Raw genomic sequence first — 12,024 nt, 5'->3', positions numbered from 1 at the left:
CAAGTCTAGAAGCTTGCCGGGTGTGGAAGATTCATCAGACGGATGCGGCGAGCCGAGGCTCACCCTCTGCGATGCCGACGCGTGGCCTCGGCTGCTCCGGGGTGCCCCCGGTGGCTCCTGCGACCAGACCACCCAGCACGGCCATCACCATCCGTGGCCGCGCGACGCCGAGCTCACGCAGCTTGTCCTCTATGGCGCCATCAGCCCACAGCGAGAATCGCATGTACCCGTAGACCGAAGCTCCGGCGGCAACCCCGATGCTCCACAGCGCCACCTTGCGCCGAACGGTCGGCGGCGGCTTGTGTCCTTCACGTGGCTGCTCCTCCGCAACCGGCTCCGGCTCGCCCTGTTCCCGCTCGTGTTCCTGCTCCGCTTCCTCGGGCAGTCTCGCTCCAGCCTCTGCCATCGCCTCCCAGACTCGAGGAGTCACCAGCACCGCGGTGGCACCTGCGGCTGGGACCCACATGGCGGCCTGACGCAGCCATTCCGGATACCTGCGCACCGGCACCAGGGTCAGGAGCCCCACGGCAGCACCTTGGACCCACCGGTTGCCCAGCCACGCGGGGGCTCGAGAAGGCGACTGGACAGCTGTGGAGGGGGAGCTTGGAGATGATGTCATACCAAGAGACTAGGAACTCAGCGGCGGGGGGTCGTCCGTCCAGGGGCTGATCCTGTCGAGAAACCGGCCAGGCGAAAAACGGCTGGAGACATTAAGAGCCCCACGTGCACCTGCCAGAGCCCGCTTACCCTTGCTACCTTCCGGTCCTGGGGGAGTTCAGCAGGGTGGCACCGCACGTGGGGCCAGGAGTCATCGTATCTCGGCCGCGGCCGAGAAGGCCAATGGAGCTCAGCGCTTGAGCGCGTTGGCCACATCCTGGAGCAGCTGCGGGATGTCATCGCGGTCGGTGATCGCCTCGATGAAGACCAGCTTCTCGCGGTTGCTCATGGTGTCCTTGCAGGCCGCAAGCAGCTCCTTCTCCGTGGTGACCCGGCGGTAGAGGTAGTCCGCCTCCTCGGCGCCGAAGAGGCGGGGCACCAGCTCCCAGCGCCACGGCGCGATGTCGTTGTAGATCTCGTCGGGGCCGTGGATGGCGCGTTCCACGGTGTATCCGTCGTTGTTGACCAGCACCACGACCACGGGCAGCTTCTCCCGGATCATCACGCCCATCTCCTGGATGGTGAGCTGGGCAGAGCCGTCACCGATGAGCAGCACCGGTCGGCGGCTGGGGTCGGCGAGCCCGGCACCGATGATCGCGGGCAGGGTGTAGCCGATCGAGCCCCACATGGGCTGCCCGATGAACGTGGACTTCGCCGGGAAGCGGTGGGAGGCCATCCCGAAGTAGCTGGTTCCCTGGTCGGCCGCGACGATGTTGGCCGACTCCAGCTGCGAGGCCAGCACCGACCAGAGGCCGTCCTGGGTCAGCGGACCCTCGGAGGGCTCCCGTGGGGTCTCCGGCGCCGGAGCCTCAGCAGCGGGCATGGGGACGACGTCGTCGAGCTCGGTGGTGACCCGATGCAGGACCGCGAGCGCGTCCTGCAGCGAGATCGGGGTGAACACCTCGTCACCGACCCGGGCGCCGAAGCGGGAGACGTCGATCATCCGGGCGGGATCGAGATCCATCGAGAACCCGGCGGTGGTGTTGTCGGTGTATTCCACCCCGAGGGTGATCAGCGCATCGGCACCCTCGATGACCTCGCGCACCCGATCCTGCGACGCGGCTCCGGCGTAGATGCCCACGAAGTTCGGGTCCGACTCATCGACCAGGGTCTTGCCCCAGGCCAGGGTGGCGAAGGGGAGCTCGGACTCGGTGAGGAAGGAGGCCAGCTCCTCGGTGGCGCCGAGTCGGTGGACCAGCAGATCGGCGAGCACCGCGGTGCGCCGCCCGGGCAGGAAGCGGCGCACCGCGGCTTCGAAGGCGGCGACGGCGCGCGGGGTGGTCACCGGCAGGTCGGTGGTCAGCGGCTCCGAGGGCGGGTAGGCGGCGACCTCGGCGACGTCGGCGGCCAGCATCAGATATCCGGGGCGTCGGCGGAAGACCACATCGCGCAGGACCCGGTCGATCTCCCAGGTGGCGGTGGGGGCATCGAGGTCCGCGTGCGCGCAGGTGACCTCTTCGGCCATGCGCAGGAAGTGCTTGAAGTCGCCGTCGCCCAACGAGTGGTGGATCTTGCGACCCGAGGCCTGGGTCTCCTTGGGCGGAGCGCCGACGATCTGGACCACCGGCACGGACTCGGCGTAGGAGCCGGCCACGGCGTTGATCGCGGAGAGCTCCCCGACGCCGTATGTGGTCAGGAAGGCGCCGATGCCGCGGATCCGGGCGTAGCCGTCGGCGCTGTAGCCGGCGTTGAGCTCATTGGCGGAACCGACCCAGCGGATCCCGCGGTGGGCGACCACATGGTCCAGGAAATGGAGGTTGAAGTCTCCGGGGACCCCGAACAGCTCGGTCAGGCCGAGTTCGGCCAACCGGTCCAGCAGGTAGTCACCGATGGTGTAGTTCTCCAGGGACGCATCCTGGGCGGCTTCGGACAGTTCTTCTTCGGGCATGGGTCTCGCCTTCTGGTCTTGGCGGGCTCCAGCGATGCGGGTGGTTCGACTGGGCGGCCAACGGTCTACGGTGCGATCAGTCTACGTGCGAGCCGTCACATCCGATCCTGACCAGGCCGCCGGGCGGGGCTGCGAACGGAATAGCCCGCAGCGCAAAGCCGTTGCTCCACGCGTGAGGCCTCAGCAGCATCGGCGTCACCAGCATCATGCAGCAGCACCCAACGGAAGGCAGAACATCATGCGCGCAGTCACCCAGAAGACCTTCGGCGAGCCATGGGACGTCCTCGACGTCGAGGAGGTCCCCACCCCGGATCCCGGCGCCGGAGAGGTGCGGGTGCGGACCCTGCTCTCCCCGATCCACAACCACGACCTGTGGACCATCCGCGGGTCCTACGGCTTCAAGCCGGAGCTGCCGGCCCGCACCGGGTCCGAGGCGGTCGGTGTCATCGATGCCCTCGGTGAGGGCGTGGAGAACCTTGCAGTGGGTCAGCGGGTGGCTGTCGGTGGCACCTTCGGCGCCTGGGCCGAGTACTTCACCGCCCCGGCCGCGGGCCTGATCCCGGTGGATGAGGACGCCGCCGACGAGGTCGCGGCCCAGCTGGTCGCGATGCCCTTCTCCACCATCGCGCTGCTGGACTGGTTGGACCTGGACGAGGGGGACTGGATCATCCAGAACGCCGCCAACGGCGCCGTCGGCCGGATGCTCGCCCAGCTGGCCCCGACCCGAGGCATCAATGTGCTCGGCCTGGTGCGCCGCGACGCCGGCGTCGAGGAGCTCAGCGCCCAGGGCATCACCGGGGTCGTCTCCACCGAGTCGGCGGGCTGGCAGGACCGGGTCGCCGAGATCACCGGCGGAGCCAAGATCGTCGCGGGCATCGACTCCGTGGGTGGAGACGCCAGCAATCACGTGCTCTCCCAGCTCGGTGAGGAGGCCACGCTGGTCATCTTCGGAGCCATGGCAGGTGGCACGATGGCGCTGAACTCCGGCGCGGTCATCTTCAAGAACGTCACGATCAAGGGCTTCTGGGGCTCCCGGGTGATGAGTGATCTGGCGCCCAAGCGCCGCGGCGAGCTGTTCACCGAGCTGCTCACCCGGGTCGCGGACGGCACGCTTTCGCTGACCGCCGAGGCGACCTATCCCTTCGATCAAGTGCGGGAGGCGGCGAAGGCGAACTTCGTCCCGGGCCGCAAGGGCAAGATCCTGCTGCGCCCCTGAGCCCCTGAGTGCAGCCACGCGCTGCGCCGGGCGCTGAGGCCCGGTGCGGCTCAGCCGCTCGGCGGCTGAAACACCCAGGGCTCGCTGGGCAGCGCCTCAGGGTCGAAGGACCCCAGCGCCTGGCCCAGCGGGCCGGCCGGGAGACCCAGCGAGACCAGCAGCAGGTCCCGCAGGGCCTCGGCCTCGATCCCCTGCTCCTCCAGGGCTGCCCGGGTCACGGCACCGTCCCGCTTCGCCAGGCGCTCACCCTCGATGTTGAGCACCAGCGGGACATGCGCGTACTGGACCTTCGCGGCCGCCTCCGTGCCGTAGAGCAGTCCGCGCAGATAGGCCTGGCTCGGTGTCGAGGAGGCCAGATCGTCGCCGCGCACCACCTGGTCCACACCGGTGAGCTGATCATCGACCACCACGGCGAGGTTGTAGGCGGCGGCGCCGTCGTTGCGCTGGATCACGAAGTCGTCGACCTCGGTGCTGAGCCTGCCCAGCAGCACGTCTTCGACGGCGAATCGTTGCGCCGCCCCGGTCTCGGTGCGCGGAGTGCGCAGCCGCACCGCCGCGGGGCGCTGCGCTCGCCGTCGTGCCCGCTCTGCGGTGTCTAGATCGCGACAGGTCCCCGGGTAGGCGCCGGTCGGCCCATGCGGGGCCCGCGCGGCCTCCCGGATCTCGCGGCGCGAGCAGAAGCACTCATAGGTCAGACCCGCTTGCTCCAGCTGCGCGATGGCTGCGGCATAGCGATCCGTCCGCTCGGACTGCCAGATCATCTCGGCGCCGTCCTGCACGTCGAAGGTCAGTCCCATGGCGTGGAGGTCCTGGAGCTGCTGTTCCGCCGACCCGGGGACGGTGCGGGCGGTGTCGAGGTCCTCGAAGCGCAGCAGGAAGGCCCGCCCCGTGGAGCGGGCGAAGAGCCAGGCGAGCATCCCGGTGCGCAGATTGCCCAGATGCAGCTCCCCCGAGGGGCTGGGTGCATAGCGTCCAGCGGGCATCGATGTCCCCTTTCCTCAGGTCAGATCGCGGCAGTGATCCATCCTACGGGGGCCCGATGTGCATTATGCGTCGGTTCTCCGCTAGTATGAAGTCTGCTCTCGAGGGCCGTGCCGATCAGGCAGGCCAGCGGAAGCAGCCAGGAGGATTCGCCTAGCGGCCTATGGCGCACGCTTGGAACGCGTGTTGGGTTCACGCCCTCGGGGGTTCAAATCCCCCATCCTCCGCCGAGTGAAGCCCGTCAGTCTGGACACCAGACCGGCGGGCTTCTTCGTGTCCGGCGGCACTGTGCATCTGGGACCCGGGGTAACGTTGGCACGCGCGCCCTGCGGCATCCGCCGACACACATCACTCACCCCTGGAGGGGTCATGCACAAACCAGCTGCTGCCGGGATCGGCTTCCTCGCGATCCTGGGCCTGGTCAGCTGCGCCGGGGGCTCCGAGGAGTCGGCGGCGCCCAGCGAGCAGCCGGCCGCCCAGGCCACAGCCACGGCGACGCCGGGGCCCGGAGAAGATTCAGCGGCCGAGGTGCCCGGCGATGCCTGGTTGGCCCAGGCCAGGGATCTCCACCTGGACGACCTCGAAGCGTGGCACCGCGAGTACCTCCAGGCCGACTGCGTGGCCGCGGAACCCCGGTGCCACGACCTCTTCGCCGAGGCTCTGCCGCTGATGGCCGATTACAGCTACTGGATCCGCAATCAGACCGCGGGCCTCCCCGAGTACGTTCCGGGGTCCTACCCCTCGGATCTCGGTGCGGCCGCGCGAGGCCTGGTCTCCTGGTCCTACGCCTGCCCCGAGGGCGAGGACTGCGCGGAGATCGCCCGGGACGCCGAGTCCCAAACATCTCAGGTGATCATGGAAGCCTCGGACTGGCCAGAGCAGTGACCGCTGCCTGGCTGACCTGAGGGCCAGCCCCCAGGCGACCCTCAGCGGCTGAAGAGCCTGCTGAAGAATCCGTCGGGGCGCGTGGACTCATGGCCTGGGCAGCGCTGGGCGGGACTGACCCCGCGCATCACCTGATCGACATGCTGGCCGCATCCGGCCCAGGTGGTCTTGTGACAGGTCTTGCAGGTCACGGCTCGACACATGGTGGCTCCTCTGCTCGGTTGAACGATATCCCCACTATACCCCCGGGGGTATACGTGGCGCACCATCATCGTCCTCCCGACCCATGCTGCGCCGTCATCCTCGCAGGTCACATGGGGCGCCGGGTTTCCTCATCTGTAGCACGCCGTTCACATGACCCTGCTTGGATTCGATGGTGGGCTGGGTCTGCGGCGCGCTCTGCGCGGCAGCCTGGTCCACGGTGACAACACTGACGTGACCATCGGTGAGCGCACGAGACGATCACCTCGAATGGAAGAAGACTCCACCTTGATGAGCATCCCCCACCAGAGCGCCCCACCAGGGCGAGGACGTCCGCTGCCGCGGGCACTCGCCGCCCTGGGGCTCAGCGCGGCCCTGCTGGCCCCCGCCCCCGCCTTCGGCTCCACCGACTCCGCTGCCCCCGAGGAGGGCAGTCCTGCGGGGACCGACTGCGTCGTGATCAATGAGGCCTTCCCGAACGGTGGGAGCGGATCCGCCGCCCTCTCCCACCGGTTCGTGGAGCTGCTGAACACCTGTGAGACCGCCGTGGACCTCAGCGAGTGGTCGCTGCAGTACCGCGCCCGGACGTCCACGGGCGCCCCGAGCTCCACCGTCGAGCTCGACGGCGAGATCGAACCCGGGGGGCACTATCTGATCCAGGGCGGCGGGAACAACGGCGACGGCGCAGCCCTGCCCACCCCGGATGCCCAGACCGGGGTGGCCATCGGCGCTGCGGCGGGAGGCACGTTCATCCTGGCCACCACATCCGAGACGCTGGAGGAGCTGCCGCTGGATTCAGTGCTGAAGCATGACCAGGTGGCGGACCTGCTGGGCTTCGGCACGACCAACACGTTCGAGAAGGCACCGGCCACCGCCGCGACGAACACCACCTCGATCGGCCGGACCGAGGGTGTGGACACCGATGACAACTCCGCGGACTTCACTCGCGGCGAGCCCTCCCCGACCAACGCCGCCGGCGAGACCCTCGGCGCGACGGACCCGGCTGACCCGGACCCGGCTGAACCCGAGCCGACAGACCCAGCAGACCCGGAGCCGACTGAACCCGAGCCGACTGACCCGGCGACTCCGACCGAGCCCAGCGAGCTGGAGATCGCCGAGATCAACGCCGCGCTGGACTCCGATGGCGAGGACCGCCCGGTGACCACCCGGGGCGTGGTGACCGCGGTCTACCCCGCCGAGCAGAGCTTCAACGGCTTCTACCTGCAGACGGCAGGCTCCGGCGGCGATGTTGATCTGAGCAGCCATGAGACCTCGGACGCGATCTTCGTCTACTCCCCCGCCGCGATCTCCCAGGAACTCGTGCAGATCGGGGACTTCGTGGAGATCACCGGGGACGCCACCGTCTACTTCGAGAATCCACAGATCGCGCTGTACCCGGGATCCACCCAGACCCCGCACCACGAGCTGGCGCTGATCGAGGACGAACCCTTCGAAGCGGTCAAGCCGGCCTCTCTCGAGGTTCCGGAGGATGCCCGGCAGCGCGAATCGCTGCTGGGCATGCTGCTGGACCCGCAGGGCAGCTACACGGTCACCGACCACTACACGCTGAACCAGTACGGCGAGATCGGCATCGTCCTGGGCGAGGAGCCGCTGATCAATCCCACCTCAGCCTTCCGCCCGGGCGCTGAGGCCGAGGCGCTGGCGGCGCAGAACGCCGAGCGGGTGATCTATCTGGACGACGCGGCGTCGACCTCTTGGCAGGGCTGGAGCGATGATCGGGACAAGCCGCTGCCCTATCTGAGCATCGAGGATCCGATCCGGATCGGCGCCGAGGTGCTCTGGCAGACCGATGTGATCATGGACTACCGGTTCGAGGAATGGCGGCTCCAGCCGCTGGGCAAGCTCACCCCCGAAACGGCCGAGCAGATCCAGCCGGCGCAGTTCGAGAACACCCGCGAGGGCAACGAGTCCCCCGCCGAGCGCGCGGGCGATCTGCGCATCGCCGGGTTCAACGTGCTCAACTACTTCATCTCGCTGGGCGAGGATGAGCCCGGATGCGCGTTCTACACCGATATCGATGGCAACCCGACCACGAATGACTTTTGCGACGCCCGCGGAGCCTACAGCCAGGCCAGCTTCGAGCGTCAGGAGGACAAGATCGTGACCGCGATCAGCGGGCTCGATGCCGACGTCGTCGCCCTCCAGGAGATCGAGAACAGCCGCTACTTCGTGGAAGACGGTGACCGTGACCGTGCTCTGGCCGCTCTGGTCGAGGCGCTCAACAGCGCCGAGGGCACCGCGGGGACCTGGGACTACGTCGAATCCCCCGAGGAGGTGCCCGCTGACGAGGATGTGATCCGCAACGGGTTCATCTACCGCACCGATCGCGTGGCGCCCGAGGGAGATTCACGGATCCTCTTCGAGGACGGGATCGAGGACCTTGATCAGGAGGCCTTCGCCGGATTGGACCTCGAGGAGATCTTCTCCAACGCACGGGAGCCGCTGGCCCAGGAGTTCACCGCCCTCGGAGACGGAGCCGAGGACAGCCAGGAGAGCTTCCTCGCGATCGTGAACCACTTCAAGTCCAAGGGTGGCAGCGGCAGCGGCGACAACGCCGACACCACCGGGCAGGGCTCCTTCAACGGGGACCGGGTCCGGCAGGCGCAGGCGCTGGTGGCCTTCGCCGATGCGCTCGAGGAGGAGGCCGCGACCGGGAAGACCTTCCTCATGGGCGACTTCAACTCCTACGAGATGGAGGACCCGCTGCAGGTCATCGCTGAGGCCGGCTACGCAAACCTCTCGGCCCAGACCGGTGGGTACAGCTACATGTTCGACGGTGCGGTGGGATCCCTGGATCACCTCTTCGCCTCGGAGGCCGCCGCAGCCGATGTCGTGCAGACCGAGATCTGGAACATCAACTCCGTGGAACCGCTGGCACTGGAGTACAGCCGCTACAACTCCGTGGGGACTCTGCTCTACTCCCCGGACCAGTGGCGCTCCTCAGACCACGATCCGATCCTCGCTGACCTGATCCTCTCAGGTTCCGAGGCTCCCGGTGACGGGGACGAGGAGGAGACTCCGGAGCACGAAGCCTGGAGCTCCGGCGCGGTCTACACCAACGGTGACACCGTGAGCCATGAGGGCGGCGTCTACCGGGCGCTCTGGTACACGCAGAACCAGGAGCCCGGGGCCTCCCCGTGGAGCGCCTGGTCCCAGGTCGGTGCGCCCACGGACTGCTCCGGTGAGACGTGGGCGCAGTGGGCGCCGAGCTCACAGTTCGACGGCGGCGAGACCATCGTCCACGACGGGGTCAGCTACACCGCGAAGTGGCACACCCGGAACCAGGAGCCCGGAGGCCGCTATGGCCCCTGGGAGGAGTCCGGCAGCTGCTGAGCCGACCCGCCCCCGACGTGAAAAAATCGTAGGGCTGTGGGATGTCGTAGAGCTCAAGCCCTACAACATCACCACAGCCCTACGATTTTCTGCCGAGAGACAGGCTCAGCGGGTCTGCTGGCCCATCGGGGAGACGATCGCGTCCACGCGTTGGAAGGACTTCAGGTCCACGTAGCCGGTGGAGGCCATCGCGTGGCGCAGGCCGCCCATCAGGTTTGAGGAGCCGTCGGTGTGATGCGCGGGCCCCCAGAGCACCTCCTGCAGCGGCGCCACGGTCCCGACCCGGGTGCGGTGGCCGCGCGGGAAGTCCTGGTGCACCGCCTCGAGACCCCAGTGCCAGCCCTGCCCCGGCGCCTCTTCGGCGCGGGCGAGGGTGGTGCCGAGCATCACGGCGTCGGCGCCCATTGCGAGGGCCTTGACCAGGTCTCCGGAGGAGCCCATGCCGCCGTCGGCGATGACGTGGACGTAGCGCCCCCCGGACTCATCCAGGTAGTCCCGGCGGGCCGCGGCGACGTCGCTGATCGCGGTGGCCATCGGCACCCGGATGCCCATGGCGCGGCGGGTGGTGGTGGCGGCGCCGCCGCCGAAGCCCACCAGCACACCGGCGGCGCCGGTGCGCATCAGATGCAGCGCAGGCGTGTACCCCGCGGCGCCCCCGACGATGACCGGCACATCGAGCTCATAGATGAACTCCTTGAGGTTCAGCGGGTCACCGTTCTGCGCCACGTGCTCGGCCGAGACGGTGGTGCCGCGGATGACGAACATGTCCACCCCGGCCTCGATGACGGTGCTGTAGAACTCCTGGGTGCGCTGGGGAGTCAGCGAGCCGGAGACGACGACGCCGGCCTCCCGGATCTCGGCCAGCCGTGCGGTGATCAGCTCGGCCTTGATCGGCTCGGCATAGAGCTGCTGCAGCCGGCGGGTGTTCTGCGCGGAGACCTCCTCGGCGCCCAGCGCCGCGATCTCTGCAAGCACCGGCTCCGGGTTCTCGTAGCGGGTCCAGAGGCCCTCTAGGTTGAGGACCCCGAGACCGCCCTGCCGGCCGAGCTCGATGGCGGTGGCCGGGGACATCACCGAGTCCATCGGGGCGCCGACCACGGGCATGGAGAAGGAGTAGGCGTCGATGCGCCAGTCCAGACTCACATCCGCGGGGCTGCGGGTGCGTCGATTCGGGACGATGGCGACATCGTCCAGAGCCCAGGCCCGACGGCCGTTCTTGGCCAGGCCGATGGGGATCTCGTTGCTCAAAGCTGCTCCTTTACTAGCGCCGGTAGTTCGGCGCTTCCACCGTCATCATGATGTCATGCGGGTGCGATTCCTTGAGTCCGGCGGAGGTGATCCGCACGAACTTGCCCTTGTACTTGAGCTGCTCGATGGTGTGCGCTCCCACGTAGAACATGGTCTGGCGCAGACCGCCGGTGAGCTGGTGGAACACCACCTCGAGCGGGCCGCGGTAGGGCACCTGCCCCTCGATGCCCTCCGGGATGAGCTTCTCATCGGTGGGGACATCGGCCTGGAAGTAGCGGTCCTTGGAGAAGGAGGTGTTCTTCCCGCGGGTCTGCATCGCGCCCATGGAGCCCATGCCGCGGTAGGCCTTGAACTGCTTGCCGTTGTAGAAGACCAGGTCTCCGGGGGACTCGGCGGAGCCTGCCAGCAGCGAGCCGAGCATCACCGAGTCAGCCCCGGCGACCATGGCCTTGCCGATGTCGCCGGAGTGCTGCAGCCCGCCGTCGGCGATGAGCGGCACCCCTGCCGGGATGGTCGCCTTGGATGATTCGTAGATGGCCGTGACCTGGGGAACCCCGACGCCGGCGACGATGCGGGTGGTGCAGATGGAGCCCGGTCCGACGCCGACCTTGACCGCGTCGGCTCCGGCGTCGACGATCGCCTGTGCTCCCTCGCGGGTGGCCGCCTGACCGCCGATCACATCGACCCCGGCCGCGGCCGGTTCGGCCTTGAGCCGGGCGACCATGTCCAGCACGCCGCGGGTGTGGCCGTTGGCGGTGTCCACCACCAGGGCATCGACCCCGGCGTCGATCAGGGTCATGGCGCGCTCGAAGCCCTCACCGAAGAAGCCCACGGCCGCGCCGACGCGCAGCCGGCCCTCGGAGTCCTTGGTGGCCTGCGGGTAGCGGTCGGCCTTGTCGAAGTCCTTGATCGTGATCAATCCCTGCAGCACGCCCTGATCATCGACCAGCGGCAGCTTCTCCACCCGGTGCTCGGAGAAGATCCGCAGCACCTCCTCGTTGGGGATCCCGACATGGGCGGTGATCAGCGGCTGCGGGGTCATCTTCTCGTAGACCTTGGTGGTCAGGTACTGCTCGCGCGGGATGAACCGGGTGTCGCGGTTGGTGATGATGCCCAGCAGCTTGGACTCGCTGTCGACCACCGGGAGTCCAGAGACCCTGTAGTGCGCGCAGAGCTCGTCGAGGTCCGCGATGGTCGCGTCCGGAGTGATCGTCACCGGATCGCTGATCATGCCGGACTCGGAGCGCTTGACCTTGTCCACCTGCCGGGCCTGATCGTCGATGGAGAGGTTGCGGTGCAGGATGCCGATGCCGCCCTGGCGTGCCATGGCGATGGCCATGGGCGCCTCGGTGACGGTGTCCATCGCGGCGGAGGCCACCGGGGACTGCAGCATGATGTTGCGGGAGAACCGGGTCGCGGTATCTGCTTCTGAGGGGATGACGTCGGTCGCGCCGGGGAGCAGCAGGACGTCGTCGTAGGTCAGTCCGACGAAGCCGAAGGGGTCATGCTCCGGGCCTCCGGCCGCGCTCGGCTGCTGATGAGTTTCAGTCACGGTGGTGCCTCTCGGGGTCAAAAGGGGTGGCTCGGGCCCAAG

8 protein-coding genes, 1 tRNA gene and 1 other RNA gene are annotated in these 12,024 nt (G+C 68.4%); 4 read left to right on the top strand and 6 right to left on the bottom strand.

What is annotated here, in order from left to right:
* Positions 1 to 34: 34 nt before the first annotated feature.
* From EV640_RS11435 to EV640_RS11425, 3 genes are all read right to left on the bottom strand, one after another.
* Entirely contained in the window at positions 35 to 526 is a 492-nt protein-coding gene (locus EV640_RS11435) for a hypothetical protein (RefSeq protein WP_133726482.1), read from the bottom strand.
* A gap of 183 nt (positions 527 to 709) precedes the next feature.
* An RNA gene (ffs, locus tag EV640_RS11430) (signal recognition particle sRNA small type) lies at positions 710 to 806 on the bottom strand.
* Between the two features lie 41 nt (positions 807 to 847).
* Positions 848 to 2,545, bottom strand: coding sequence for an alpha-keto acid decarboxylase family protein (locus EV640_RS11425; protein ID WP_133726481.1), 1,698 nt, complete (start codon positions 2,543 to 2,545; stop codon positions 848 to 850).
* Positions 2,546 to 2,783: 238 nt separating this feature from the next.
* Between EV640_RS11425 and EV640_RS11420 the strand changes: the two genes are divergently transcribed.
* Entirely contained in the window at positions 2,784 to 3,761 is a 978-nt protein-coding gene (locus EV640_RS11420; protein WP_133726480.1) for a zinc-binding dehydrogenase, read from the top strand.
* Between the two features lie 50 nt (positions 3,762 to 3,811).
* Here the strand turns inward: EV640_RS11420 and gluQRS are convergent, their stop codons facing one another.
* Entirely contained in the window at positions 3,812 to 4,744 is a 933-nt protein-coding gene (gene gluQRS, locus EV640_RS11415) for a tRNA glutamyl-Q(34) synthetase GluQRS (protein ID WP_133726479.1), read from the bottom strand.
* Between the two features lie 140 nt (positions 4,745 to 4,884).
* Between gluQRS and EV640_RS11410 the strand changes: the two genes are divergently transcribed.
* The 3 genes from EV640_RS11410 to EV640_RS11400 all read left to right on the top strand — a co-directional run bounded on the left by EV640_RS11410 (position 4,885) and on the right by EV640_RS11400 (position 9,182).
* Positions 4,885 to 4,969 (top strand) — tRNA-Ser (locus tag EV640_RS11410).
* A gap of 142 nt (positions 4,970 to 5,111) precedes the next feature.
* Positions 5,112 to 5,627, top strand: coding sequence for a hypothetical protein (locus tag EV640_RS11405; protein ID WP_133726478.1), 516 nt, complete (start codon positions 5,112 to 5,114; stop codon positions 5,625 to 5,627).
* A gap of 492 nt (positions 5,628 to 6,119) precedes the next feature.
* A complete protein-coding gene (locus EV640_RS11400) occupies positions 6,120 to 9,182 on the top strand; it encodes an ExeM/NucH family extracellular endonuclease (RefSeq protein ID WP_133726477.1) in 3,063 nt (1,020 codons plus the stop codon).
* 105 nt (positions 9,183 to 9,287) lie between these two features.
* On the opposite strand, the gene EV640_RS11395 is transcribed toward EV640_RS11400, so the two are convergent.
* Together EV640_RS11395 and guaB are read right to left on the bottom strand one after the other, a co-directional pair.
* On the bottom strand, positions 9,288 to 10,430 hold the full coding sequence (locus EV640_RS11395; RefSeq protein WP_036473313.1) for a GuaB3 family IMP dehydrogenase-related protein: 1,143 nt from the start codon (positions 10,428 to 10,430) through the stop codon (positions 9,288 to 9,290).
* 13 nt (positions 10,431 to 10,443) lie between these two features.
* A complete protein-coding gene (gene guaB / locus EV640_RS11390) occupies positions 10,444 to 11,982 on the bottom strand; it encodes an IMP dehydrogenase (protein WP_051500808.1) in 1,539 nt (512 codons plus the stop codon).
* Positions 11,983 to 12,024 lie beyond the last annotated feature (42 nt).

Origin of the sequence: Nesterenkonia aurantiaca (assembly GCF_004364585.1) — a bacterium.
GTDB lineage: Bacteria > Actinomycetota > Actinomycetes > Actinomycetales > Micrococcaceae > Nesterenkonia > Nesterenkonia aurantiaca.
Note: the sequence above shows the minus strand (reverse complement) of the source record. Positions and strands in the feature narration are given on the sequence as shown.